This window comes from Tetragenococcus solitarius NBRC 100494, assembly GCF_001544195.1.
GTDB lineage: Bacteria > Bacillota > Bacilli > Lactobacillales > Enterococcaceae > Tetragenococcus > Tetragenococcus solitarius.
Window position 1 is genome coordinate 23036 of sequence record NZ_BCPY01000014.1, and the last position, 26037, is coordinate 49072.

Sequence of the window (26037 nt, forward strand, 5' to 3'; positions counted from 1 at the left end):
ATTTTATATCTTAAAAACAATTAATACTATCAAAAAATTTAAGTATATAACTTATCGGTTTTTCTCCTTATTTTATACATAAAAATATTTGCTTCTCATTTTCCTTTGGTTGCAACGTTATGGTTTCAACATCTTCATCTGAGTCATCCATTGGCGTAAAAATCACATTATTATCTTCTTCAGAAACTTCATAAGTATTTTTTTCATCTTCATTATCTGTGTCTTGCAGCGTAATTTGACCATCGTCTAGTATATATTCAAATTTAAAATTCATTTCACTAGATAGCTCTTTAGCAAATTCTTCTCCCATTTGTTCCCATTCGTCCGTAGCCGTTGACTCTATACTATCCACATCAACTTTTAACGACATGACATGATCAGAAAAAGAGGTAACCATATTAGGAACATCTTCTTCCTCAGGTTCGTTAGACCAATCGTTAGCTTTTAAGTCCTCTTCTGAAATACTTGCACTACATCTAAAAACGATAAACTTAACGTTCCTAATAATCGCCCTTTAGTAAACTTTTTCATTGTAAATCTCTTTTCTGTATTACTCAATATTAATCCATTCTCTATTTAAAAAGTCCTCTTGTCGTCTTGTTATAAATCTTATTTTTTGTAGAACGAGAAGGTTTTTTCAAAGTACCTGTACCTTTTTTACTGTATGTAGGTGAAAGAGATTTTTTTATTTTACGCTTTGATTTACCAACGGTTCTTGAAGAAATCGATTTTTTAATACTCGGCTTTCTTATACCAAATTTCATATTAACACCCCTGATATTTGTTTAGTAGCAAACCTTGCAAGGCTCCAATCCCATTGATTGTGCATTTTCTAAAGTAGTTTGAGAAAAATCACCGTTTCCATGAGGATGAGTATGATACTTTTCTCCAGTTGGAGTCACATAAACCATCTCCCCAACATCATCCTGCTGTTGAGCTTGTTGAAATTGTTCCTCCTCGCGTTGTCGCGCTTCAATTCGTTGCTTCTCTTCCTCTTTTTTCTTCTTCTCTTTAGCTAGTTTCTTCTGTTTTTCTTCTTCCTCTTTTTTCTTCTCCTCCTTCTCTTTTGAAGCCTGTACTTCTGAAGAAGACTGGGTACTTATTGTTGTAGTTTCTATTGCTTTTTCAGCGGAACTAGTTTCCATCTCTTCGGGAGCAGTAATTCCGACTCCAGTAAAAGCAATAACACCAGCTAATAAAGAACAAACAATTAATCGTTTATTATTAGGATACTTTCCATCTTTTTTATAATCCCTCTTACTACACGGTAGCACCCTAGTAACAAACAAATAAAACTTACCAACAATAACAACATAAACAAATCATCCATTTTAACTCCCACTTTCTCATTAAAATTTTATATGACTTCTTTCAACATTTTGTAAGTTGTTCATTATTTTATTATTAAATACACTAGTTACAAAGCTATAACTCTGTATATTTGTCATTTTTATCTTTGGCTTTATTGATTGGATATTTTTCTTCATTCAGTTTTAATTTTTCAGCAATAATTTCTTCTACATTTAAGTCTAAGTTATCTGCCATCATATATGAATAAATCAATACGTCTGCTAATTCCTCTTTTATTCTGCCTAACTTTTTTTCTTTTACTTCAGTAGAAGTTTTCCATTGAAAAAGTTCTAACAATTCAGAAGCCTCTAAAGAAATAGAAATTGCTAAGTCCTTTTCATTATGAAATTGACGCCAATTCCTTTCATCTCTAAATTTATTTATTTTTTTAATCAGTTCATTCAGTTCATTCATTTTTCAGCTCTCCTCTCTGAGCTTTCAGCAACATATTTTGAAGTTCATCATCAACTGCATAAATATATAGACCGTTGACACCCCTGGTTAACAAAACGTTCAGTTCATTTTTTAATAAATCTTCTGCTACATCTTTTTTGCCACCCCGTTTTTGGGTAGCCTTTTTATTTTTACTAGCCTTTTTGTCAAAAATAACTTTTCCATCTCTATATTTTACAGATGGTCCAATAATGATTGCTGCATAATTTAAATCGAAGCCTTGAATTGTATATGTTGATCCTACTTCGTTAATTGTCTGACTTTGTTCAGCCCATGAAAGTTGTTTATTTACCCGGGTTCTCTTAGGAGGTTTTAATTGCAAATTCCAAGGCAAACTCCATTTTCCAATCTTTACCCGCCAATACTCATCATTTTTAGGTTTATTTTGATTAGAATAGGGCCAATCAAAAGTAGCTAGGATACGAGAAATACCAAAGTCTTCATTTTCGGCTTTTTTTCGTATAGCTTCGTACATCTTTTTTACATCTGCAAAGACTTCTAAATCATAACCTGTAGTATCAGTTGGAATATTAGTAATCTGTTGATTGTCAACAATATTTCTTATCCAGCCAACGGTTTCTTTACCTGCATTAATCCTCAGTTGGTTGCCAAGATTTATCAAATTTCCTTGTAAATTTACCTTGTGTACAATCGAAAGTAATTCATTACTTTCCCAATACTGTTCCGTGGTAAGAATTTGATTTTTATCAAAAACAGCAACAACCACCTTAGCTCTATCTAAAATATCTTTAAGATGGTTTTTCCCTCTATAAGATTGCTTTCCCTGCGTAAGGAGTAAATGAGCTTCATCAATAAGTACCACATCAATTTTTTCTTCAGGATCGTTCACATTAATAAAATGAGTAGGTTTTGAAACTACGTCTTTATTTGACTTGGTTCGAATACCTAGCTTAGTTGCAATTTGTTCATAAACCTTCACCTGTTCTTCATGATTCACCAAAAGATAACAACTTAACCCTTGCAAAATAACATTATCATTTTCTTTTGAAATATTTTGCAGTTCATAAAATAGACTACTCATCAATACCGTTTTGCCAGATCCAGCTTCTCCTTGTACTAAAATTAACTGGCTATCTTCTTGGCGATTCAGTGCCTGTTCAATTTTCATAATAATCAATTCTTTGGCATCCATCTGTTCTTGTGTCAGTTTATGAAAAGGTGAAGCTTTAAAAATCGCTGAGTCTCTTATGACACTTTCTACTGGGAACAGTTCTTTATTTTTATTATGTAATTTCCGCCAGATTTTCGAAAAGATGCTATCAAGTTCATCAGACGTATAATACTGATTTTGCTGATTATAACGGCGATTATACACAGAATCAACTATCCCTACACTTGACATGTACTGCATCAGTTTATTTTCTATATCTAAAGTCAATGACTTATTAAAGTGATTATGGCCAATCACAAACATTTTTGCAGTAGACGAATCAGCTAACTTTCTCCAATCACTTCTAGCTATCGGATCACTTTGAAGATGCTCAAAAGACCGACGCTTTATGTTCGTTGTCTCGCCAATATAAACCGAAAAACGTTGAGTACCAACTTTATCATTTACAATGTATACTGTGGGGTATTCTAAAATATATTTTAATTGCTTTTCATTCAGATTCTTTTCCATATTGTAAATAGCATCTGTTTTATAATCTAATTCACATACAATTGGCGAAGGTAAATTTTCCAAACCTATTTCCTCCAATAAATAAAAATATTTATTTTATTGTAACATAGAAATTAATTTGTGCCGGAATAAATAAGTCTAATCGTATCTTTGAAAAAAACAGTTTATGGGCTGGATCTATAAAATTAGTATCAAACTTTACAGGTCAACAATTATTCTATTTCTTGAGATGTCTAGATAGCATTAACAATTGAATTCCGACCACCTTAGCAACTCACTACCGACTACTTATAATATTTAATGGAAAGTAAACTATGTTATGAATTTTATCATTCTTAGAAAATAGACAGTAGTTCCTATTAAATATCTTCGTAGTTTTTAGGTCGTATTTTCCAGTTACTTTTAAATAGAAGTCTCATTCTTTATTTCGCATAAATACTATGATTTAAACTATTTAAAAAAACGCAAGGAACAATAATTATTCATTGCTCCTTACGATATATTTTTTATATAATATTAGATTAGCTTAACTCTCATCTTCCCCAAAAAAGAACAATGCAACATCTATCTCTTTTTGTTTGATAATTCCTTGCCATTTGTTTACTTCCCTCATTAATTCAGCCTTTTCATAAGGTACTTGTTTAAATTGGATATCGCCATCTTCCAATATCATATAATGAGCTTCTTTTGTAGGATCGTCTGGTCTTCTATAAGAAATACTCCCTGGGTTCAACCATAGCTTATCTTTTGCCACATAATGTATCCCTTGTCTGTGGGTGTGTCCGAAGATAATTCTTTTTTCAAAATTCCCTTGTAATTCTCCTGTGTAATGTTCGTTCCAAAACTGATCAAAATGATATTCACTTTGGATCGTTTCATAGGAATTTTCTTTCCATTGATGCTGGAGTATATATCCAATATTACCTAAATCAAATGATATTGTTTTAGGCAGAGCTTTCAAATAATCAATATCTTCCTTATTTAAAAGGTCCGCGTTGTGATGAACCCATTTAAATTCATCTTGCTTTACACCTTGTTCTATTTGTTCCCAAATTTTGATCATATGATCATCGTGATTTCCTCTAACACTGATAATATTATAGGCTTTAACCAACTCTAGTACTTCTTTAGGATACAGGCCATAATCTACATGATCCCCTGCACATAATATTTTGTCTACATCTTTTTCGTTCTCTAAAATTTTACGCAAAGATACAGCATTACTATGAATGTCTGATATCAAAAGTATTTTCATATTGCACCTCTAACAAATTAATCAATTTTATTTACTTTCATCTTCAACAATTTCCTCAAAGAAATCTCTTACTTTTGGCACATCTAAACCTACAATTACTTGGATAGCGGTTCCGTTACGAACGATTCCATGGGCACCGCCACTTTTGAAGAAAGCATCATCCGAAACGCTGTACTTTTTGCATCATTTGATTTAACCTCTTTTTACTTCATTTTTTCACTATTAAGCGAAAGCGTTTTAAATATTTATACTATACCTCATTACTATTGTCAAAGGTTTATCAAAAATAAATATTCAATACCTAAGATTCCGTATTTAACAATATATTTTAAATGGTTTACGTTTGACATATTTGCTATATTGCACTATCTTTAAATTGCATTGAGGTTATAAAATTTGTTGTTGCACTATTAAATTAATTTAATGAGAATCCTTACGTTTAAAAATAAAAAGGAGAATAAAAATTGACAATCAAGCTCACAGACGTAGCTAAAAAAGCTGGTGTCTCTTCAACCACGGTTTCACGAGTAATTAACAATTATGGTTCACTAAGTCAAAAAACAATTGATAAAGTTCATGCTGCAATGGAAGAATTAAATTACCAGCCTAATTCCCTTGCTCGTTCTTTACAAGGGAAACATACTCAATTAATCGGACTTATTTTCCCAACGATTGCTCATCCTTTTTTTGGTGAACTTGTGGAACAATTAGAGACAAAACTTTTTGCGCATGGATATAAATCTATTCTTTGTGACAGTGCCCAAAATAAAGAAAAAGAACGTAATTACTTAAAAATGTTAGCTGCAAATAAAGTAGATGGGATTATCGCTGGAGCGCACAATTTAGGGATTAAAGAATATCAAACCATTGAATCTCCTATTATTTCATTTGACCGTTACCTAGCTGATGGTATCCCTATTGTAGGAAGTGATAATTATCAAGGTGGATATAAAGCAACAAAAACACTTTATAAAAATGGAGGAAGAAAAATCGGCATCATTACAGGTAGCCACGGATCGAATTCTCCAACGAATGATCGCTTAAATGGTTATTTTGCTTTTTTAAAAGAAGTTGAATTAACGCCGCTTGTTTTTCACTTTGCTCCTTTTGAAAGTTCTCTAACGTTGAAAAACTTAAAAATTAGACAAATTTTGGAAAGAGAAACTATTGATAGCTTATTCTGTACAGATGATTTAACTGCTATTTTAGTAATTAATAATTGTCGCGAATTAGGGATTGATGTACCTGATCAATTAAAGGTTATTGGTTATGACGGTACTCAATTTATGCAAAACTATTTTCCTGATTTAACAACGATTGCACAACCTATTCAGGAATTCAGTGATCTTTTAGTTGACTTACTAATACAACGAATCAATCAACCTGATATCTTTCTAGAAGAGACCTATAAATTGCCTGTTAAAGTTTTAAGTGGCAAAACGGTTTAGAAAGATTTTTATTAAGTAAAATATACGCAATCCGTAAGAAAAATCCTTCTTTTACGGATTGCGTATATCATTTGAAAACTACTTTTGAACAACATAAATATAAAATTTCTCTTCATACTTAATTGCGATACTTCTTTACTGCGTCACGCAGCTCAAAAAGCTTAGGTGTAACTTCTTCATCAAACTTTTCATAAAGATTCATATACAATACGTCAACAACCACCAACTGAGAAATTCTAGTAGCTAAGTTAGCCACACGAAAGTATTCTTCCAAAACAGGTGTACTTAATAGTATGTCTGACTGTTTTACTAATTTTGATTTTTGCAAAGTTGTTATCGAAATAACTGTTCCTTTTCTCTTCTTTGCAAGTTCTGATAATTCCAATACTTCTTGTGTTTGGCCTGTGGTTGAGATTGCAATAAAAGTATCCCCTTCTTGCATGTTCAGCACAATAGACAACATATAATGAAAATCACGATTAAAAAAAGTTGATAATCCTAATTTGGTAAATTTGTGAGTTAAATCTTCTGCCACCATCGATGAGGCTCCGGCACCATATACAACAACTATATTACTTTTAGCAATTCTCTTTACCGCTTGTTCCACGCTTTTTGTATCCAGCGTGTTAAATAATTGATCAACAGCTAAACGATCTAATTCAAGCGTATTAAATAAAATATCTTGACTGGTTAATTCTTCTTTACGATGTTTCTTTACAATGTTAAAATCACTGTCCTTACCCCTTAAAACTAACTCTTGATTTAAAACCAGTTTAAATTCCCGAAAACCTTTAACCCCTATATTTTTACAAAAACGGACTACACTTGCCTCACTCACCCCAGCAGCATTCGCAAACTCTTTAATAGTCATGCGCGAAACTTTTTTCATATTATTTAACGCATAATCGGCAATATTTCGTTCGATCTCTGTAAAATTGCTTTGCGATCTCAGGTTTTCTGTTAAAGACAAATCTATTCCTCCAGTAATGAGTCCACTAATTTTTTTGTTATAATTTCCGGTCTAGTAATAGCCGAGCCTATTACTACGGAATCTGCACCACTTTGATAGGCAGCGTGTAATTCTTCTATATTACTAATATGCCCTTCAGCAATAATAGGGATTGACAGGTTCTCTTTTAATTTTTTAACTAGATCTGGATTAAACGACTGTTGTTCATTTGTAGCTTCAGTATAACCTGCCATCGTGGTGGAAACAATATCTGCGCCACATTCTTGTGCATATTTTCCATTTTCGAGATGATCACAATCTGCCATAACTAAAATTTTTGGATACCCTTTGTGTATTCTTTCGATGATCGTTTCTAGTGCTTCATCTTGTGGTCGTTTTCTTTGCGTTCCATCCATAGCAACAATATCGGCACCAGCTTCTATTACGGCAGCAGCACTTTCATAAGTGGGCGTAATGTAGACTTCATAATCGTTATACCACTGCTTAAAAATTCCAATCATAGGTAAATCAACTGCTTTTTTAATCGCTTGGATATTTTGCGGTTCAGTTGCACGTATCCCACATGCACCACCTTGTTTGGCTGCTTTAGCAAAAGCCACCATGATTTCTGTTCCATACATCGGCCAACCTTTACGTGCTTGACAAGACACGATCAGTCCGCCTTTTATTTTTTCTAATACATTATTTTGTGACATAAATCTATCTCCCTCAAAGAATTCCAAAAAACTTACCTGCTAAACCAATTACAAAACAAACCAACATCAACCAATAAATGGCTTTTTTATTTTTGATCAAGGCTTGATAGAACAACAATGTAATAATTAAAGGCAACAAACTAGGAAAAATTTGTTCTAATAAATCTTGTAGTACGATTTCTTTTCCTGCGCTTACCCATTTTGCTGTAAGTTCAATTTTTACAAAATTAACTACCATAGAGCCCGTAACCATCATTCCAACAATGGTTGCTCCTTGGACAAAATTTTGGATCAAATCAGAATTTTTCATTTTAGTAATTAATTTGACACCAAATTTGTAACCCCAAAAAATCCCCAAATAACGAGAGATAACATTTAATAGTACATTGGGAACAATGAAAACAACAGGACCTAAAATGTTCCCATTTAACGCTAAACCTGCCCCAATCGCTGCAAAAATTGTCATAAATGTGGCTTTAAAAACAGAATCTCCAATCCCGGATAAAGGTCCCATAAGAGCCGTTTTGGTAGATGCGATTGTTTCATCAGTAATCGCGCTTCCCTTTGCTTTTTGCTCTTCCAAAGCTGCGGAGACGCCTAAAACAATGTTAGCCGTATAAGGGTGGCAATTGAAAAATTCATTATGTCGGTTCAAGGCATCAATATATTCTTCCTTATCCGTGTATAGACGTTTTAATATAGGAACCATTGCATAATCAAAACCTAGGCTGATATACCTTTCGTAATTAATAGTCGCCATCGAGAAAAACGAACGGCCATACATTTTCCAAAGGTCTTTCTTTTGAATTAATTTTTCTCCATTATCATTTTCTTCTTGATCAGGTGTTAATGAATTATCATTATCTCGATTTCTGATCGCAGATATCCCCGCTGCAATTCCTAAACCTAACAACGATACCGCTAAAACATCTAACTCTAAGTAAACTGATAAGACAAAACCAACTAAAAAGAAGGACCAATACTTTTTAAAGTCCATCATCTTAAGCAACATGGCCATCCCAATAGCAGGAAGTAATCCTGAAGCAATCTCCAAGCCACCTGAAATCCAACTTGGTAAAGCATCATTAATGCTTTTTACAAATCCACTACCAAAATAAATAGCCAAAAATGAGGAGATAAAAAAGACGAAGAAAAAGACTAAAATACCGGCTAAATGCAAGCCTTCTATTTTTCTAGTATTTCCTTCTTTAATTGATTTATCCGCTTTATGAACTAAGTAAATATTAATATTCCAAGCGAGCATAATTAAAAATTGAGCCAAAATGCCAATAGGTAAAGCTAAAGAAATACCTAAGGAAGTTGAATTAGCTTCAATAGCATAAACCGTCCCAATAATACCAGCGATTTGAGCATTAGGCGGCACGGAACCTCCGATAGGAAGAACGCCCATAAACATCAACTCGACACTTGCCCCCACTGTTAAACCTGTTTGTACATCACCTAAAATTAAGCCAATTAAAGGTCCGGCAAATATTGGACGACTAATCATCCATAGTCCATAGCCATAATTTTCAGTGATCAATAAGGCTACAAAAATACTTAATAAGATTGAAGCTGTTATACCCATTTTTCCTCCCCCTTAAATTTATTACATCCATATATTAAAAATCTTAATCGCTTACAATTTAGATTTTAGTCGTTAAATCAATTGATTTATCTCCAGGAGCCGTCCGCACGTCCAGTAAAACACCCTTTGAAGCTAGTTCTTTAAAAATTTGTTTTTCACTATCATCCACGTATACTGTTTTTGTAATCTGTTCTTTTCCTTCTTTATAGTACATTCCACCAATATTGATAGAATCAAAATGGACACCTTTATTAACCAAATCTAAAATGGTCTGAGGTGTTCTTACTACAAGAAACACTGTTTTATTTTCAGAACCTTTTAAATAATCAGCAGCTTGTTCTACGGATAGTATTTGCAAGCTCTTTCCTTTTGGCGCAGCCATTTCTAGCAACATTTTTTGCATGTCGTCATGAACGATCTCGTCATCGACAACGACGATTTCATTCACTTGGTATTCAACTGACCAAGAATAAGCCACTTGTCCGTGAATTAATCTTTCATCAATTCTAGTAATTGCAATATTCATTTTACAAAATCCTCCTCATTCTAAATAATTTTTTGAATCATCTGATTAGACTCTTCCAGCAAATCATGTCCACTTATTTGGTTATTAATACACGCTGTTAATATCATAGCTAAATGATAACCAGCAATAACATGAATATATTCATGTTGTTTACCTAACAAAGTTGCTACATTTCCAGGTGTGCCGCCCTTAATATCGGCCAACAAAAGTAGTTCGTCATAACCTTCTTTTTTATACTCATCAACACTTGTTTGCACTTTTTTTAAATAATCGTTCAAGCTTTCGCTTTCTTTTAAAGCAATCGCTACTAAGTGATCTTGCTTGCCCAATATCATTTCTGCAGACTTTTTCATTCCAATGCAGCCATCGCCATGTCCAACTAAAATAATTTTCCTCATTTTCTCGCTCCCTTCAACAAAATTATTAACCTCCTAATATAAATATTTTTCTGAAACTGATGATGCAAACAAATTTTAGTTAAATCTAGTATATTCTTTATTAAATTCAATTTCAATATAATTTAATAATTTAATGAAATTAAATTTAATCAAAGGCAAAAAAATAATTAATAACTTGATCGATAATATTACTTGAAGTAAGGAGATAGATATTTCCGTAACTAAAAAATATCTTTATAAAGTTAACTACAGCTTTAGTCATTCTGATCAAACCTATTAGTTGGATTATCTAAGGATACATACCAGAAAAATCAACCTTCATTAGTAGGAATACAAAAGGAAGCCCCCTTTATCTTTAATGTGGGTCGCACTAAAAGACTAAGAGAGTACCTATTCTGTAGTTTTTCTTTAATCAACAGTTCAATTTAGCTTAAATACTTAATTATCTTATGTTATACAATCATGAGCCTACTTTTATTTTTATAAATGAAACAAAATTTATTGGAAGTTACTTTCAAACTTTGTTTTTTCCAATATCCTAGTGGCAACGTATATTACCTTTGATTACTATTGTGCTACCAAAAAAATTGTCCTCATTCGAGAAAAATAAGACACTTGCGAGTTTTCTTATTTTTCACCCAAAAGCCATTGGATAACATTAATTTGCTAAACACTTTCGTCATTTGCATAGCCTGAGTCAGCTGTTAATAAAATTTTTCGGTAATCATCTTTGATTTTCTTCAATGCAGAAACTTCTCGCTTATACGTCTCATCGTCAGTCACAGTATAGGAAACTTGATAATACTCCTTAATGCCTTGTTTAATTGCCACGAAATCAACTTCAGCATTTTCAATCGTTCCTACATAAATTTCATAATCTCGACGTAATAACTCTAAAAATACAACAGCCTCTAACCGACTACCAATGTTTACACGTTTTGTTTCTAAAATTAACAATACCATCGACATAATCTTCAAATGTTTTTTCATCTTCTAATTGAACAGCAAAAGGGAAATCTTCAAAATTAAGGTAACTATTTTTTGTCTCATATCTAAATCTTTTTTCGAATTAATTCGATTCTTTAGTACCTTTTACCATATCATTCGAATTAATTCAAATCTTTTCTAGTTTTGTGATTCCAAAAATTGAAAAAATATACTAAATAAACATAAACCTAACAACATCTTTGAAAATAGTAAGAGGAGGAGCTAGAAAACCAACCCTTATTATTAAAAAGATGAAGGAAATTTGGTTGATGTTTCTTTTATTTATAAAAAATAGAGGGAAGTTTCCTAACTCTCCCTCTATTTTTGCCTTTTCTATATATTTATTTCAAATAACTCAATATAAATACTGAATATCGCTTGCTGTTGTTGGATAATTAAAGAGCGTTTGGCTAACTTCTTTGGCTGAATAACCATGTTTAATCAACAGCGCTAGATAATTAATCATCTCGTCAGCTTCCATACTCAAACAAGACGCACCGACTACTTTATCTTGCTTTTGGTCGATAACCAGTTGGACTAAAACTTGTTTTTCATGTTGTCTTTTATAAGTAATCCAATCCTTCATATCGACAGTTTTTACTTCATACCGCTCTATATCTTCTCGCGCTTGATTTACCGTTATACCCACTTGAGCCATTTTTGGCAAAGAAAAGACAATGGTTGGGATGTATGGATATTCAATCTCTGTACGATCTCCTAAAATTTGTCCAACCACATAGTTTGCTTCATATCCTGCAGCAGGTGTCAATTTAGGTGCTGGAGAAGCTGCTGAATCACCGACTGCATAAATATGAGAGACATCTGATTGCAAATGATTGTTCACCTTAACACCCTTAGTTGAATAGTCAACTCCTATTTGATCTAGCCCTAATTGATCCACATTAGCTATTCGACCAACTGCCGCAAAGACCGCATCCGTTTGTCTGTTAAAATCGTTACCTATCACGCGATAGCCTTCAGTGTCCTTTTGTATTTCCGTGATTTCCTGATTAAAAACGATCTCCACGCCATTCTCAGACAACTGATCACAAAGTTTCTTCACTAATTTTTCTGGAAAAGCCTTCAATGGACGATTGTTGTGATGAATCAAAGTGACCTTAGCTCCGGCAGAAGCAGCGATTCCAGCAAGTTCAAAAGCCACATATCCGCCTCCTAAAATTGTAATGCTTGCTGGCATTTCGTCTAAATCTAAAAAGTCTGTGCTTGTTTGTAAAAATTCTTTGCCCTTGATATCTAACATTCGTGGACGCAAGCCAGTGGCGATAACGACATTTTGAGCTTCAATTGTTTGTTGCCCAACTTTTATTGTATGTGGATCGACAAAATGTGCATGACCAGTGAGGGTTTCAATGCCATTATTTTTCAAGCTTTTATGCGTCCCTGGACTGATCTGCTGCGTATAAGCCCGCTTATTGGCCATTAAATCTGCCCAATTGATTGAATTTTGCGTATTTAACCCTTGGTCTGCTAAAAGATCTGCGCGCTCTTTTGCTTCTACTGCTGTATACAAGATTTTTTTAGGATCACAACCACGATTAGGGCAAGTGCCGCCCCATAGGTCTTCTTCCACAATAGCTACCTTTTGTCCTTGCGCTTTTAAAGAAGAAGCCGCTGCTGTTCCAGCCGGACCCGCTCCAATTACAACAGTATCATATTTTTCTACCACCAATCTCACTCCTTATAGAATAATAGTTGCCCTTTACTTTTTCGTCACTTTCTTTTTTGTATCCCTTCTTTCCAACATAAAGGTGTCGTAACGCTTTCAATTACTTATAGCGTTTTACGAATTTTTCAATACCACGGCTCACTCGCATTCATTTTATCATAATTTTTCAAATTCGTTTATTCTCACCTATTAGCTATTTTTCTTTAAACTCTATTGTAAAATTTTCTAAATAAAGGAAACTTTGTCAAACCTCCCCTCTTTTTTAAAATAATGAAGGTTTCTTTCTCAATCTTCCCTTCTTTTTAGTTAGAAAAAGGGGAAGTCCGCTTGACCTCCCTTTATTTTTCGTAAAATGAAGGGACCTTTGCTTGACTTACCTTGATTATCCCCGCACAAAGCTTGGAAGCTTTGTTAAATGAAGGAAAAAAGTCGAAAAAAATAGGACATTAACTAGCTGTAAGCCGTTAATAGTCCTCTATTATCGCTTATAAACGTCATTACTTTTAGCTGTTTTTATAACTAAGACAACAAAAGATGAATCTTGTATATCTACAATTATTCGATATCCACCCACCTTATACCGCCAAAATGTGCCTAATTCTCCTTCTAAAGCTTTCCCCCAAGAACGAGAATTATTAGACCCTTCTATATGCTCATCAAGCCATTTAACTAACCGTCGTTGGATTTGTGGATCTAACTTATTAAATTCTTTATCTGCTTTTTTAGCAAATTTCCAAGTATATGTCTTCAAACTATCCCCAACCGGCGTCTAATCTCGTCTCTAGATACTGTTTCGCCATTACTTTCTTCTAAATTTTGTGCTGCCTCATAATAATCATCCTCATCTTGTAACCGATCTAAAATTGTTTGTCTCATAAAAGTTGTTACAGAAACGCCTTCAAATTCAGCTAATTCTTTAATTTCTCGATATTGTTCATCTTTAAAACGTAAAGAAGTTACAGTCATAACTAACACCTCCTAAACAGTTTATAACACAGAATAGGCTTCGATTGAAGTCTACTGTTTATCTTAACTAAACCTTTCGCAAAATATAACTAAAATAATATGCTTTATTCGAATGATCGCACACTCTAAAAAACATATTATTTAAACTTATAAATTAATTCTTCAGGTGTATAAACGACTAATCCACTGTTAAGATAGTCATCAATATTTCTAGTAACAATGCTTTCTACACCGTTACGATTTGCCGTGGCTATAATCAAAGTTATCTTCGAAAAGTACATCCAATATTACTTTAATATCAATAGTACCGCACATTTTTCACCTGTTGTTCCTGCTTTCTCTCCGCTCTCTCCATTTTTACATCTAGATCCCAGGTAAACTAACAATACCTACTAGGTCTTCTAACAAGTCTTTTTTATCTTCTACCACATCTTCAATAGTGATCCTTTTAGTATCTCCCTGTTTTTTAGTTTCTCTGTGCTTTCCCATAACTCCCATGATTGCTCACCTCTTTTAATTATTATGTCATGAATTATACATAAAGTATAATTTTCTTTTTTAGGCGAAAAAATAAACTCACTTCACAAAAAACAAAGTGAGTTTGTCCATATTAAACTGCTTCAACTGTTTCTTCCTTTTTCACAGGAACATCCTCAAACCCAATGACCCAAGTAGCGATAAAGGTAACAACAGCAGCAATAATCATCGCGATAACCGCATTCCAAAGGTTAGCTAAATTTCCAGTATCAGCTGGATTGATCCACATTGGTAAAGAAACCAAACCTGGCGTTAAAAATATATACGCATTAACTCCTGTAATTCCAGCGTAAAGCCCGCCGCTAAATCCACCAATCATACACGCGTACATAGGTTTACGTAATTTCAATGTAACCCCATATAAGCATGGTTCAGTAATACCAGCAAGTAAAGCCGTCAAGCTAGCAGAAACTGCTGTCCCTTTAAAAACAGGATTTTTTGTTCTTAATGCAATCGCAAAAGTAGCAGACGCTTGGGTAATATTGTGCATCAAAGTCAATACACGTGTAAATGGGTCAAATCCATTTTTATTGATTAAATCTAATCCTGCCACAGCAAGAGCAGAATGCATTCCTGTAGTAACAATCCAAGGATAAATCAAAGAAAAGATGGCTATGGACAAGAAGCCGAGCTTATCACTCAAATAAAATATGACTTCTGAAATTCCTTGAGAAACATACATCATAGCAGGACCGATAATGACAATCGTTAAAGGAACCACAATAAAAATACTTAACAATGGAGCTAAAAAACGTCGCACCGAGACCCAAAGATGTTTGTTGAAAAAACGATCAACATAAGACAAGATCCAAATAGCCACAATCGAAGGGATGATTGTACTGGCATAAGAAAAGCCTAAGACAGGAACAGCAAGAAAGCTAATATCTGTTCCACTTTCCACCATCTCTATAAAGCTAGGATTAATTAAAGTACACCCTACAAGCGCGGCTAAGTAAATATTGGTTTCAAAATGCCTTGCAGCTGACATTGCCACAAATACAGGCAAAAAATAAAAAGCTGAGTCAAAAACAAAGAAAAGAATCTGATAAGTAGTCGAAGCTTCGGGCAAGATCCCCGCCATATTGAGAAGTAATACAACACATTTTCCCATTCCGCCAGCAACCAGCACTGGAATCATAGGTGTAATACTGCCAACAATTGCATTAAGAATCTTAGAGATAATATTAACCTTCTGTTTTTTGCTTCCCTGTTCTGCGTTTATGTTATCATTATCCGACTTGCTTTCTTGTCGATCCAGCAATTTTTGAAAAGCTTCATAGACAATATTGACGGAATTACCGATCACAATTTGATATTGTTCTCCCTGATGAACAAGGCCCATCACACCTTCTATATTTTTAATCGCCTTTTCATCAATCTTATTTTCATCATAAGGAATTATTCGTAAACGGGTGGCGCAATTCCAGGATTGTTTTACATTTTCTGCACCGCCCACCGCTTGTAAAATTTGTTCTGCCAAAGTTTGTTCTTTCATATTATGAACCTCTTTCTCCATTGGTTAAATTTTTTCCTTGTGTGGCAATGACTTCTTTATACCAATAAAAGCTTTTTTTACGGGTTCTCTTTAATGTTCCTTGTCCTTCGTTATCTAAATCCACATGAATAAAACCATATCTTTTCTCCATTTCTGCTGAAGAAGAACTAACGATATCAATCAAGCCCCAAGTTAGGTAACCTATAACTTCAACATGGTCTTCCTGAATAGATTTCGCCAGTTGGTATAAATGCTTTTCATGATAATCAATACGATAATCATCGTCAATTTGACCTTTTTTAGTTAATGTATCTTTTGCACCAAAACCGTTTTCCACAATCATCAATGGAACTTCGAAGCGGTTACAAAGATCTTGACACAAAATCCGCAGTCCCAGAGGGTCAATTTGCCAGCCCCATTCACTTGATTCTAGATAGGGATTTTTCATGCTCGTAATGGTGTTCCCGGCTGTTTTCTCTGTTCCGTCTTCTATTCCTTGTGTGATTGACATGTAGTAGCTAAAAGCTAAGAAATCACAATGACTATCCGCTAAAATTCGCTCATCTTCTTCAGAAAAATCGATTTGTAATTCTTCCTTTAATTTTTTTGAAAAAGGTTTAGGATAATGTCCCCTGATCTGGACATCGCCAGATAAATACATATAATGCCGCATTTGCTGTGCGAGATAGTTATCTTCTGGACGACAAGAATAAGGATACACTGTCAACCCAGTCAACATACATCCCATCTGCAAATGTTCATCCAATCGATGAGCAAAACTAACAACTTTAGCGCTAGCCACATATTGATAATGCATTGCTTGCAACATCTGTTTTTGACTACGATTTTCTTCTGTTAGCCCTGCACTAACAAAAGGATGGCGCAACACACTATCAATTTCATTAAAGGTAATCCAATAAGGAACTAATTCATGAAATTCTTTAATAACGGTTTTTGAAAATTTAACAAAAAGGTCCCCTACTTTACGACTTTGCCAACCGCCATAATTTTCAACTAGTCCTAATGGCATTTCATAGTGAGATAGAGTCACTAAGGGTTGAATGTTGTGTTTTTGACATTCTTCAAAAACTGATCGGTAAAAATCTAACCCTTCTTGGTTCGGCTTTTCTTCGTCTCCTTTAGGAAAAATTCGTGCCCAAGAAATCGAAGTACGAAATACACGAATGCCCATTTCCGCTAAAAGTTGAATATCCTCTTTATAATGATGATAAAAATCGATTCCTTGTCGTTTTGGAAATAGCGTATCTTCAGGATTTTTTACATCTTTTACGATTTGCTTCCACGTTTTAGCATCTGTGTATTCTTTTAAATTCAATTGACTTCGGCATTTCATAACATCTGCGACAGAAGGCCCTTTACCATATTGATTCCAAGCTCCTTCCGATTGGTTGGCAGAAATTGCTCCACCCCACAAAAAATTGGTTGGAAATAGTTTATCCATATTCAATTTATATCCCCCTTCTATCAAAATAATAGCAATGCCTTATTAAAATCATGTAAATTTGTTAAATAGATTTGTAAATTTTTTAATTGCGCTTTCATTGTGTCTTATTATAGCTTTTTCTTTCCTTCTGTGCAACAGACCAAAAAATAATTATGGTTTTGTGCAATTGCTTATTTAACATCTATTTTTAGAAAATTATGCTATACTGTTAACAATAAAATCACAAAGGAGGCTTATTTTTGTTTGATTTTCGCCAATTAGTTCGAACACATTATGATGAATTCACACCGCAAGAAAAAACTGTCGCCGACAACTTTCTAGAATTCCCTAACCATATTTTAGAAAAAAATATCACAAATTTAGCTGCCAGCTTTAATGTTTCACGCAATTCTATTACACGATTTTGTCAGCGACTAGGTTTTGATGGTTATACAGAATTAAAATACGAATTCAAAAAATATTTAGCTTCGACTCACACAATCGACTCGCAAAAAACAAGTTTGTTATCAAATATGACAAGCGCTTATCAAGAGAAGCTCGACGAAATGGTTTCTCTAAACACCTTTTCAGATGCTGATATCTATAAATTTGCTCAAAAAATAATCACAAATCCTTCCATAAAAATCGTTGGAACAGGAAAATCACTACCAGTCGCTTTACAATTAAAATACCACCTGCAAGACTTAGGAATTTATGGGCAATTCATAGATTATATCTATTTATCAAAAGAACTTGATTTTGCTTTTAATGAACAAGACCTTGTCATTGTCTATTCTGTTAGTGGCAAAAGTTACGCTACCAATGCAATATTACAAAGCGCAATAAATAAAAAATCCCACGTTATTTTAATTACAACTGCAAGAAACCTAAACCTCAAAGTGGAACAACAATTTATTTTGCCTAACGTAAGTCACTATAATCCTTATTATCTTAGCAATCACATGTTATTATTTGTCTTTAACGACCTATTGTATAATGCTGTCTCCTATCAACAAAATCAATAAAAAATAGAATATTTATAGATAAAAAAGTTCTGTGAAATGATGAAATTCCACCATCTCACAGAACTTTATTAGTAACAAAAATACCAAAGCCGATAATAAATACTTCCATATCCTATCTACCTTTTAAATACAGAAAAAGCCAGTACGATATGAAGTGACCCCTAAAAGTTAGATTTTTGGTTTAACCTTTGGGGGTCGGTTCAATATCTAGCTGCTTTTATTCATCTCATTTATCTCCTTTTTTCCCTGCTAAACCAGAAGCCGCGATATCTTTATCTCCGTAGCCTTCATCTAGTGCACGTTGGAATCTTCGTAATCCTGCAGGGGTAATATCAATTTGTAGGTCTTCATCTTCGATAGCATCTACAATTAACTGCGCGTCTTTGACAGCGTTTTTTATCGCAAAGCTAGCAGTGTAATCATCGTTTAAAATGGCCTTTCCTTTTTGCTGAAAATAAGGTGTATCCATTGGTCCACCGGTAATCACGTCCATGACAAGTTGTGGATCTACCCCTAGTTCTTTTGCAATTGTTAAGCTTTCTGCTACGCCATGAGTTAAAGCAAATACCCAACTATTTAAAGCAAGCTTTAAACGGCTACTTTTTCCGGGCTCTTCAGACACCCAAATCGCTTTTTTACCAATAGTGTCAAAAATAGGCGCAAGTACCTCTTTATAATCACTAGATCCTGAAGGCATAATCGTAAGTTCGCCACTTTCCGCCGGTGCCTTGGTTCCTTGCACAGGTGCGTCAAAAAAAGTAAGCGCATGATCATTCGCAAATTGAATAATGACATCTATTTTTTTACCTACAGTGGTCATTTGTATCCAAATCGTTCCTTTTGCAAGTTCTTCTTGAGCTGATTGCATCGTTTCTAATACAGCAGCTGCATCTTTTAAAACTGTAATGACAGCATCTACGTCTTTAACTGCTTCTTGGGGTGTGTCATACACCGTAACGCCATCTGATTGCAGAGCTTCTGCTTTTGCTCGAGTTCGATTCCATGCATGGACTTCAAAACCATTTTTCTGCAAGTTTCTAGCCATTGGTGCACCCATAATCCCTGTACCTAATACTGCAACTGTTTTGATATTCCTTGTTTCAGCCATTTAAATACCTCCTATACAAAATTTTTCTACAATTTTACGTTATAATAAATAGCACTTAAAACGCAAGCATTGCGTTTATTATAAATGTTCTTACGTCTCATCATCTGTAATATGTAATTTCGTCCCCACTAATTCAACCTCAGATTCATCTCTAAAACGTTGTAGTACTTGCTTATTTAACATCGTTTTTATAGCCGTTCCTTCAGTATAATAAACTGGAAAACGTACTTTTAAAGTAATTCCTATTGGATTTACCTCAACAATACTTACCGGATTTACTTTACCATCAAATAAATCCATTTTACGTTTTATTTCTTCTTTTCTATTTGCAAATCGTCCGTTCATTAATTCATAAACGTATGCATCTGAAATTTCCGTTAAAATCTGTTCTGCTTTTTCCCAATCACTATCGGGACGAATGGTGTATTCTACCTCTCTCCAATTAATTTTTAAAAGACCATTATAATTAAATAAAGGCTTGTCTAATAATAAACGATTTGGCAACCGAACCACTCTTCCTGTTGGAGCGTCCGCTTCAAACCAGTTTGATAATTCCATCATTTGAAAATAAAGAGGCGTAACTTTTGTAACAATGCCTTTGTTATTATCAATTTCAATGCGATCGTAAATTTTAAAATATTTTTTCCGTAATAGCATTGTCCATACGATAATATTTGAAAACAAGCCCTTAATAGAAAACAGCGCTAAAGCTCCTATTAATAATAAAAATAAGATTACTGAATCAGCTACTGACATCCAAATGATAGAAAACAACACTAAAAATACAAGTCCAAAAAAGTAATTGGAGGTACTTATAAGAACATTAACAACCTTTGTGCTACTAATTTTACGATCGTATAATTTATTTAATTCATGTGTTAGCCAATACCACACACATATCGCTACAATAGAAAAAACGATTTTTTCCGTCAAAACTTGTGAATCGTTAATATTCGCACGAACATCGGAAAAAATTGATTGAATTATTTCCTTTATTTGTTCCAATACTATCCCCTCAATTTTTACTATATTTAAATATGGCTACTCATGAACACTTTATTTTGTTCTTATCTTTATATCTCAAAAACAAAATAATTGATATCTCCTCTATATTTGGAAATAGAATATTCTATAGCGATTTTATCGTGTGTAAAACCTTGTGTATGAAAATAGAATATTGGATCATTTTCTTCAATGTTTAATAAATCGCTTGTTGTTTCGTCTGCCTTTATTACCTCAAGTTTACGTGACACGGATTGAATTGGGTAATTAAATTCTTTAAACACGTTATATAACAGTTGCGTTGAAAAATCTACTTCTTCTAATTTGGGAAACATTTCCTTTGGAATATAAGTGGTAACTGTAACCAAAGGGTCTTCACCGGCGTAACGTAAACGAACCAATTTATATACCTCTTTATTTGGCTCAATATTTAAGTTTTCTGAGACTTCTTCGTTAGCATGCTCGATTGAAAAATTCAGAACATTGGTCTTAGGCGAAATACCTTTACGGTTCATTTCAGAATCAAAACTTTCGATTACATGAGTGAATTCTTGCTTGATTTTAGTCTTTTTAACAATTGTTCCTCTTTTTTTTCGTCGCTCTAAATACCCTTCGTTAACTAATGCTTGAACTGCTTGTCGCACAGTGGGTCTACTGACACCATATTGTTCTGATAATTCTAATTCAGTTGGAATAGTGTCATTTTCTTGATAAAAACCGTTATTGATTTTTTCTAGTAAGTCCATACGAATTTTTTTATGTAGTGGAATCTTCATATCGTTAACTCCCTTGAATGTTTATTCATACTCATAGTATACGCTAGATTTGTTGAACAGGTAAAGGTTCTCTTTGTCTAAAATAAAAAAGTCAGAAGAATACATTGCTATAGTATTCTTCTGACCAAAAAATTATGGTTAGTTATTAAAATAAACCAATAACAACGCCTGCTGCTGAAATAACAGTTAATACCAAAATAACCTTGGTTGCGCTAAAACGTTTTGAAGTAAGTAGATACCAAGCTAATAAAACCATCAATAATGGTAATAGATGTGGAAAGACGTCATCTAAAATATCTTGTAACGCTTGTGCTTCATCGCCCATAGGAACATCCACTTTTGTATCTAAGACAATGGTTGAAGCAGCTAAGCCACCAACAACCATTACACCAAGAATATTAAACGCATCTGTAATCCTTCTTGTATTTTCCCCAATAATTACATCTACTGCTTTTACCCCCAGTTTATATCCATTCATAAAACTTAAATAAGAGATCATAGGACCGATAATCCCATATGCAACAATGTAAAATAATGGACCTAAGGCACTACCGCCTGTAGCCAGCCCCATACCAATAGATAGTAGGATTGGGACAATAATTCCTTGAATAATGGAATCGCCAACTCCAGCTAAGGGCCCCATCAAAGTTGCCTTGATATTCACTGGCATTTCTTCCGGAATATCATTATCGACAGCGATCTTTTCTTCTAGTGAGGCAACAATTCCATTAATTAACTGGCCCGTTTGAGGTTCAGTATTATAAAACATAGAATGACGAGTAAGTAAACGTTTCTTTTTTTCTGGATCATCTGCATAGTATTTATTAGCTAAGGGTAAATAAGTATATGCCCAAGAATGTCCTTGTATTTTTTCATAACTCATTGAAGATAGATGGGTAAACCCCCAACGGAGCCATATTTGGCGTAATTCTTTTTTGGTTAAACCTTTATTATTTCCTGTATTTTCCACCTTTAACCCTCCTTAAAATAAGTCATCATCTTCATAGGCAGCAGAATCATTTTCAGAGTAAGTATTTTGTTCTTCATTAGAAGACGGATTGCCCTTATTATTTGTTGCAATGTAATAGATATAACATACAAGGGCAGCGATAAACACTAAAGCAATCATATTTAAATCTGTAAATGCCATTAATACAAAACCGGCAAAAAAGAAGATAAGGTGGGCTTTTTCTTTAATTACAATCCCCATCAGCATTGCAATACCCAAGGCAGGTAAAACACCGCCTAGAACGGAAATCGTATCAGTAACAACTTGCGGTACACTAGAAAGCAACCAATCAACGAGACCTTTTCCATAATAAATTGCTAAAAAGACAGGAACTGCGCGAATCAAAAAAGTTGTAATTTGTGGATAAACTAAGTGATTAAGAACAATCCCACGATCATCGATTCGCTCAGCGGCATCATCGGCCCTTTTATTCCAAAATGAATATAACGCCATACGTGTATTATAAAAGATTAATCCAAAGGTCTGGCCAATTAAAACAGATAAGGTTACGGCTACTGCCGGATCTTTTGTCGTTGCCAAAGCTAAACCAATTCCACCATAAGAAGCATAGGTAATTTCGCTATTTGTAGCTCCTCCTGTAGATAGATTTGCAATAAATACTCCTTGTACTGCTAATCCGCATAAAACACCTGCTCGGATGTCCCCAAATGCAATTCCGGTCAAAAGTCCTGCAACAAGAGGTCTTCCCACGACATAAAAGCCACCGCTCATACCAAGTAACCAGGGGGTTTCAATTGCCCCTAAGTAACAAAAAAGACCCGTAAGCAAAGCTGGAACAAATAAGTTTAATCCCATATTCGTTTCTCCTCTCCTAATCCAACGAATCGTATTTACTTTTCATTGATTTCCACGATTTTTTATCATCATCAGGCAATAATTGAAAATAAATTTCTATCCCATTTTGATCCATATATTCTAGAGCATCGTGATCTTTTTGATCGATGGCAACTGTCCGGCCTAAAACCTTAGCTCCCTCTCTTGTATTCATTGGCCCGATGTTTAAAGAGTCACCGAAATCAACCCCCATTTCTAAGAGTTTAGCAAAGGTTTGTGGGGAATCGCTAATTAAGAAAAATTTTTTATTCGAATTCATTCCCTTTGGTATACTGTCTTTTGCTTGCTCAGTTGTATAAATACCTAATCCCAAATTTCCTGCAGCAGCTTTTAAAACTTTTCTTCTTAAGTCATCGTTTGCTATCTTATCACCTACTACTAAAATTCCTTGGGTTGGACGATATTTTGTCCACCTTGTCATAGTTTGTCCATGGATCACCCGATCATCTACTCTTGCTAAAATAATTGACATAAATTATCTCTCCATTTCTTTTAAAATTCTAAATTATTTTCCGCTGCTTCTTCTTCATATTCAATCCGTTCAATTGCTATTTTTCCTGCATCTAAAGCGATATCATAAAGTTTATCTAAGCTTTCATTTGTTTCTAATTGCATACCTATTTCAATCAGCATTGGTAGATTCATTCCGGGGATAATTCGGATCCTTTCTGGATTATTCAAAAAATGATTATAGGCTTCGTTAAATGGGGTTCCTCCTTTAATATCACAAAATATAAGTAGATCATCTGTTTGTAAATTAACTTCTACTTCCCTTTTTAAACGTTTTGAAAAATCTCCTATCCCTTCATCTGACAAAGAAACAGTTTTAATCTTTTTCGTTTCGCCGGCGATCATTTTATAACTATTTAATAGTCCAATACAGAAATCACCGTGAGAAACTAATAATATCTGTGTCATATACATCCTCCTTTTTATGTAATTACATTATATTTTTATAGTTATAATACACTAACAAGAAAACGTTGTCAATCAGAAAGATAGCTAATAAAAAGACGTTGACAGTAAAACAAAAATACTTTATTATTTATTATGTAATTACATAATAAAAAGGAGAGAAATTTATGGAGTTTACAATTGACGAACTATCACGAATGATCGACCATACGAATTTACACGCTGATGCAACAAAAGATGATATAAAAAAGCTCTGTGATGAAGCGAAAGAACTGCATTTCAAGATGGTAGCCATTAACCAGGTACAAACTGCACTTTGCGCCGATCTATTAGCTAATACGGACATAGGCATTGGCGCTGCTATTGGTTTTCCCTTGGGACAAACCACGATTGAAGCAAAAGAGTTTGAAACGAAAAATGCCATAGAAAACGGTGCAACAGAAATTGACTACGTTATTAATATCACGGAAGTAAAAGAAAGAAATTGGAAATATATAGAAAAAGAGATGCAAACGATTGTAGAGATTTGTCAGAGAAACTCAGTTATCTCTAAAGTAATTTTTGAAAACGTTTATTTAAATGAAGATGAAAAAATCCAATTATGTAAGATTGCAAAAAAAGTGCAGCCAGATTTTGTTAAAACGGCTACAGGTTTTGCTTCTGGTGGCGCAACTTATGAAGATGTCCAATTAATGAAAGAAAACGCGGGAGATATTGTTAAAGTGAAAGCAGCTGGCGGCATACGCGATGCAAAGACATTCAAAGAAATGATTGCTGCTGGAGCCGAACGTATTGGTGCAAGCTCTGGAATTAAAATTATTGAAGAATTAAAAAATGAAATGAAAGAAAACAACTCAAAAGTAATAACAATTGAATAAAATAAATAAATGCTAACGAAGATCCCTGATAAAGACGCCGAGCTTCTCCTTCTACCTTTGGAATGAAGCTCAGCGTTATTTTTTTCCTTCCTTTTTATAGATCTCGATAATCTAAACAATCGATTTCTTTATCGATTAGAAAATTACTGACCTCAGGATCTGTTAAAAAAGTGACTTCTTTTGTTCGAGGAAATAACAAAGATGAATGTTGAATAATATAATCGTCCAAATATCCTGGATGGAATATCATCATTTCCACTCCATCTTCACGAGAGTTATTCACCATTTTATAAAACGTATTGTAAGGATCATAACTTTCATTCATGCTTTCCATAGTCATATAAACTTTATGTTCATTAATTAAAATATAGGAATCCTCCCCTAAGTTATTGGGATCTTTTCCTTTTGGCAGTCCAGAATACTTCAGCTCATGTTCTTGTGCAAAATCTTCTAACGCTTGAAAGAAATTCGCGCTTGCAACAGCATGTCCTTCAAAGTAATCAGGCTTTTTATTGAAAAGCATTAAAAATCGATTATATTGCGCTTCAATTTCAATCAATGCTTCATCATAATGAACAAAATCCTTTTCTGCTTTACGATAGACGCTTGATGTTTTGAACATCCCTTTGCCATCTACTAACGAAGGAATAAGTTTTGGATCAGAAATTGGTTGCCCAGCACAAAAGTTCGTATGCTGGCCAAATGCAATCGATTCATCTTTTAATAAATGAACGCCGTGCTCGGTTGCAGGCATATTGACCATTACACCTACACTACGAATCAGCCCTTCTTTTACAGCTTTTTCAATACCATAATTTATTGCTTCTGAATAGCCTAAATCATCAGCTCTTAACAAGATTTTCTTCAACTTCAATCGCCTCTTTTTGGTTATCTTTTGTCCTTAAATCTATAATAATTACTAGCGTAAACTTAGTGTTCACTTGTTCACCAGTTTACCTCTTCTTTCACCAAAAAAATAGAGCGAAAACCGCTCTATAAAAATTATTTTTTTAAGAACCTACCATAAA

At 34.0% G+C, this 26037-nt stretch carries 30 protein-coding genes; 3 read left to right on the plus strand and 27 right to left on the minus strand.

What is annotated here, in order from left to right:
* Positions 1-67 precede the first annotated feature (67 nt).
* The 6 genes from TS1_RS05830 to TS1_RS05855 all read right to left on the minus strand — a co-directional run bounded on the left by TS1_RS05830 (position 68) and on the right by TS1_RS05855 (position 4700).
* Positions 68-397 (minus strand): hypothetical protein, encoded by a 330-nt coding sequence (locus TS1_RS05830; protein WP_068708753.1) that lies wholly within the window; start codon positions 395-397, stop codon positions 68-70.
* 175 nt (positions 398-572) lie between these two features.
* Positions 573-764: a hypothetical protein gene (locus TS1_RS05835; protein WP_068708754.1), complete on the minus strand. Its 192-nt coding sequence runs from the start codon at positions 762-764 to the stop codon at positions 573-575.
* A 21-nt stretch (positions 765-785) separates the two neighbouring features.
* Entirely contained in the window at positions 786-1289 is a 504-nt protein-coding gene (locus TS1_RS05840) for a hypothetical protein (RefSeq protein WP_068708755.1), read from the minus strand.
* Positions 1290-1425: 136 nt separating this feature from the next.
* On the minus strand, positions 1426-1764 hold the full coding sequence (locus TS1_RS05845; protein WP_068708757.1) for a nucleotide pyrophosphohydrolase: 339 nt from the start codon (positions 1762-1764) through the stop codon (positions 1426-1428).
* Positions 1757-3508, minus strand: a complete 1752-nt coding sequence (locus TS1_RS05850; protein WP_068708759.1) for a DUF2075 domain-containing protein — start codon at positions 3506-3508, stop codon at positions 1757-1759. The genes TS1_RS05845 and TS1_RS05850 overlap by 8 nt, the downstream gene beginning before the upstream one ends.
* Positions 3509-3971: 463 nt before the next feature.
* Entirely contained in the window at positions 3972-4700 is a 729-nt protein-coding gene (locus TS1_RS05855) for a metallophosphoesterase family protein (protein ID WP_068708762.1), read from the minus strand.
* A gap of 464 nt (positions 4701-5164) precedes the next feature.
* Here TS1_RS05855 and TS1_RS05860 point away from each other — a divergent pair, with 464 nt between their 5' ends.
* Positions 5165-6148, plus strand: coding sequence for a LacI family DNA-binding transcriptional regulator (locus tag TS1_RS05860; protein ID WP_068708763.1), 984 nt, complete (start codon positions 5165-5167; stop codon positions 6146-6148).
* Positions 6149-6266: 118 nt separating this feature from the next.
* Here the strand turns inward: TS1_RS05860 and TS1_RS05865 are convergent, their stop codons facing one another.
* From TS1_RS05865 to TS1_RS05915, 13 genes are all read right to left on the minus strand, one after another.
* A complete protein-coding gene (locus TS1_RS05865; RefSeq protein WP_068708765.1) occupies positions 6267-7118 on the minus strand; it encodes a MurR/RpiR family transcriptional regulator in 852 nt (283 codons plus the stop codon).
* Between the two features lie 2 nt (positions 7119-7120).
* Positions 7121-7813 (minus strand): N-acetylmannosamine-6-phosphate 2-epimerase, encoded by a 693-nt coding sequence (locus tag TS1_RS05870; RefSeq protein WP_068708766.1) that lies wholly within the window; start codon positions 7811-7813, stop codon positions 7121-7123.
* A 13-nt stretch (positions 7814-7826) separates the two neighbouring features.
* Complete coding sequence (locus tag TS1_RS05875; RefSeq protein WP_068708768.1) at positions 7827-9401, minus strand: PTS system mannose/fructose/sorbose family transporter subunit IID; 1575 nt, start codon at positions 9399-9401, stop codon at positions 7827-7829.
* Between the two features lie 58 nt (positions 9402-9459).
* Complete coding sequence (locus TS1_RS05880) at positions 9460-9927, minus strand: PTS system mannose/fructose/N-acetylgalactosamine-transporter subunit IIB (protein WP_068708770.1); 468 nt, start codon at positions 9925-9927, stop codon at positions 9460-9462.
* A 20-nt stretch (positions 9928-9947) separates the two neighbouring features.
* Positions 9948-10325, minus strand: coding sequence for a PTS sugar transporter subunit IIA (locus TS1_RS05885; protein WP_068708772.1), 378 nt, complete (start codon positions 10323-10325; stop codon positions 9948-9950).
* Between the two features lie 666 nt (positions 10326-10991).
* Positions 10992-11288: an ATP-binding protein gene (locus TS1_RS05890; RefSeq protein ID WP_068708774.1), complete on the minus strand. Its 297-nt coding sequence runs from the start codon at positions 11286-11288 to the stop codon at positions 10992-10994.
* A gap of 379 nt (positions 11289-11667) precedes the next feature.
* Positions 11668-12999: a dihydrolipoyl dehydrogenase family protein gene (locus TS1_RS05895; protein WP_068708776.1), complete on the minus strand. Its 1332-nt coding sequence runs from the start codon at positions 12997-12999 to the stop codon at positions 11668-11670.
* Between the two features lie 478 nt (positions 13000-13477).
* Complete coding sequence (locus TS1_RS05900) at positions 13478-13750, minus strand: type II toxin-antitoxin system RelE family toxin (protein ID WP_068708778.1); 273 nt, start codon at positions 13748-13750, stop codon at positions 13478-13480.
* Positions 13747-13965, minus strand: a complete 219-nt coding sequence (gene relB, locus TS1_RS05905; RefSeq protein WP_068708780.1) for a type II toxin-antitoxin system RelB family antitoxin — start codon at positions 13963-13965, stop codon at positions 13747-13749. Before relB ends, TS1_RS05900 begins: the two co-directional genes overlap by 4 nt.
* A 137-nt stretch (positions 13966-14102) precedes the next feature.
* Complete coding sequence (locus TS1_RS12795; protein WP_281177361.1) at positions 14103-14225, minus strand: hypothetical protein; 123 nt, start codon at positions 14223-14225, stop codon at positions 14103-14105.
* A 103-nt stretch (positions 14226-14328) separates the two neighbouring features.
* Complete coding sequence (locus TS1_RS12800) at positions 14329-14463, minus strand: hypothetical protein (protein WP_281177362.1); 135 nt, start codon at positions 14461-14463, stop codon at positions 14329-14331.
* A 112-nt stretch (positions 14464-14575) separates the two neighbouring features.
* Complete coding sequence (locus TS1_RS05910; protein ID WP_068708782.1) at positions 14576-15997, minus strand: PTS transporter subunit EIIC; 1422 nt, start codon at positions 15995-15997, stop codon at positions 14576-14578.
* Between the two features lies 1 nt (position 15998).
* Positions 15999-17459 (minus strand): glycoside hydrolase family 1 protein, encoded by a 1461-nt coding sequence (locus tag TS1_RS05915; protein WP_068708805.1) that lies wholly within the window; start codon positions 17457-17459, stop codon positions 15999-16001.
* A 242-nt stretch (positions 17460-17701) separates the two neighbouring features.
* Here TS1_RS05915 and TS1_RS05920 point away from each other — a divergent pair, with 242 nt between their 5' ends.
* Positions 17702-18466, plus strand: coding sequence for a MurR/RpiR family transcriptional regulator (locus TS1_RS05920; RefSeq protein ID WP_068708784.1), 765 nt, complete (start codon positions 17702-17704; stop codon positions 18464-18466).
* 226 nt (positions 18467-18692) lie between these two features.
* Here TS1_RS05920 and TS1_RS05925 read toward each other — a convergent pair whose 3' ends face one another.
* The 7 genes from TS1_RS05925 to TS1_RS05955 form a co-directional block, all read right to left on the minus strand.
* The gene (locus tag TS1_RS05925; protein WP_068708786.1) at positions 18693-19574 is read right to left on the minus strand and encodes an NAD(P)-dependent oxidoreductase; all 882 of its coding nucleotides are present in this window, start codon (positions 19572-19574) and stop codon (positions 18693-18695) included.
* Between the two features lie 90 nt (positions 19575-19664).
* A complete protein-coding gene (locus TS1_RS05930) occupies positions 19665-20579 on the minus strand; it encodes a mechanosensitive ion channel family protein (protein WP_068708788.1) in 915 nt (304 codons plus the stop codon).
* Between the two features lie 68 nt (positions 20580-20647).
* Positions 20648-21352 (minus strand): GntR family transcriptional regulator, encoded by a 705-nt coding sequence (locus TS1_RS05935; protein WP_068708790.1) that lies wholly within the window; start codon positions 21350-21352, stop codon positions 20648-20650.
* A 145-nt stretch (positions 21353-21497) separates the two neighbouring features.
* The gene (locus TS1_RS05940) at positions 21498-22322 is read right to left on the minus strand and encodes a PTS system mannose/fructose/sorbose family transporter subunit IID (RefSeq protein WP_068708792.1); all 825 of its coding nucleotides are present in this window, start codon (positions 22320-22322) and stop codon (positions 21498-21500) included.
* A 12-nt stretch (positions 22323-22334) separates the two neighbouring features.
* Positions 22335-23177, minus strand: a complete 843-nt coding sequence (locus tag TS1_RS05945) for a PTS mannose/fructose/sorbose/N-acetylgalactosamine transporter subunit IIC (RefSeq protein ID WP_068708796.1) — start codon at positions 23175-23177, stop codon at positions 22335-22337.
* A 16-nt stretch (positions 23178-23193) separates the two neighbouring features.
* Entirely contained in the window at positions 23194-23688 is a 495-nt protein-coding gene (locus TS1_RS05950; RefSeq protein ID WP_068708797.1) for a PTS system mannose/fructose/N-acetylgalactosamine-transporter subunit IIB, read from the minus strand.
* A gap of 20 nt (positions 23689-23708) precedes the next feature.
* On the minus strand, positions 23709-24134 hold the full coding sequence (locus tag TS1_RS05955; RefSeq protein WP_068708799.1) for a PTS sugar transporter subunit IIA: 426 nt from the start codon (positions 24132-24134) through the stop codon (positions 23709-23711).
* Positions 24135-24298: 164 nt separating this feature from the next.
* Between TS1_RS05955 and deoC the strand changes: the two genes are divergently transcribed.
* Positions 24299-25009, plus strand: a complete 711-nt coding sequence (gene deoC / locus TS1_RS05960) for a deoxyribose-phosphate aldolase (protein WP_068708801.1) — start codon at positions 24299-24301, stop codon at positions 25007-25009.
* 94 nt (positions 25010-25103) lie between these two features.
* Here the strand turns inward: deoC and TS1_RS05965 are convergent, their stop codons facing one another.
* On the minus strand, positions 25104-25877 hold the full coding sequence (locus TS1_RS05965; RefSeq protein ID WP_068708803.1) for a ChbG/HpnK family deacetylase: 774 nt from the start codon (positions 25875-25877) through the stop codon (positions 25104-25106).
* Positions 25878-26037 lie beyond the last annotated feature (160 nt).

Bases quoted from the DNA above. Each gene is read 5' to 3' on its own strand.
- relB (WP_068708780.1), bottom strand. From the start codon at position 13,965: ATGACTGTAACTTCTTTACGTTTTAAAGATGAACAATATCGAGAAATT.
- TS1_RS05875 (WP_068708768.1), bottom strand. From the start codon at position 9,401: ATGGGTATAACAGCTTCAATCTTATTAAGTATTTTTGTAGCCTTATTG.
- TS1_RS05870 (WP_068708766.1), bottom strand. From the start codon at position 7,813: ATGTCACAAAATAATGTATTAGAAAAAATAAAAGGCGGACTGATCGTG.
- TS1_RS05880 (WP_068708770.1), bottom strand. From the start codon at position 9,927: ATGAATATTGCAATTACTAGAATTGATGAAAGATTAATTCACGGACAA.
- deoC (WP_068708801.1), top strand. From the start codon at position 24,299: ATGGAGTTTACAATTGACGAACTATCACGAATGATCGACCATACGAAT.
- TS1_RS05910 (WP_068708782.1), bottom strand. From the start codon at position 15,997: ATGAAAGAACAAACTTTGGCAGAACAAATTTTACAAGCGGTGGGCGGT.
- TS1_RS05845 (WP_068708757.1), bottom strand. From the start codon at position 1,764: ATGAATGAACTGAATGAACTGATTAAAAAAATAAATAAATTTAGAGAT.
- TS1_RS05945 (WP_068708796.1), bottom strand. From the start codon at position 23,177: ATGGGATTAAACTTATTTGTTCCAGCTTTGCTTACGGGTCTTTTTTGT.
- TS1_RS05955 (WP_068708799.1), bottom strand. From the start codon at position 24,134: ATGACACAGATATTATTAGTTTCTCACGGTGATTTCTGTATTGGACTA.
- TS1_RS05890 (WP_068708774.1), bottom strand. From the start codon at position 11,288: ATGGTATTGTTAATTTTAGAAACAAAACGTGTAAACATTGGTAGTCGG.
- TS1_RS05915 (WP_068708805.1), bottom strand. From the start codon at position 17,459: ATGGATAAACTATTTCCAACCAATTTTTTGTGGGGTGGAGCAATTTCT.
- TS1_RS05830 (WP_068708753.1), bottom strand. From the start codon at position 397: ATGGTTACCTCTTTTTCTGATCATGTCATGTCGTTAAAAGTTGATGTG.
- TS1_RS05885 (WP_068708772.1), bottom strand. From the start codon at position 10,325: ATGAGGAAAATTATTTTAGTTGGACATGGCGATGGCTGCATTGGAATG.
- TS1_RS05925 (WP_068708786.1), bottom strand. From the start codon at position 19,574: ATGGCTGAAACAAGGAATATCAAAACAGTTGCAGTATTAGGTACAGGG.
- TS1_RS05835 (WP_068708754.1), bottom strand. From the start codon at position 764: ATGAAATTTGGTATAAGAAAGCCGAGTATTAAAAAATCGATTTCTTCA.
- TS1_RS05950 (WP_068708797.1), bottom strand. From the start codon at position 23,688: ATGTCAATTATTTTAGCAAGAGTAGATGATCGGGTGATCCATGGACAA.
- TS1_RS12800 (WP_281177362.1), bottom strand. From the start codon at position 14,463: ATGGGAGTTATGGGAAAGCACAGAGAAACTAAAAAACAGGGAGATACT.
- TS1_RS05935 (WP_068708790.1), bottom strand. From the start codon at position 21,352: ATGAAGATTCCACTACATAAAAAAATTCGTATGGACTTACTAGAAAAA.
- TS1_RS05855 (WP_068708762.1), bottom strand. From the start codon at position 4,700: ATGAAAATACTTTTGATATCAGACATTCATAGTAATGCTGTATCTTTG.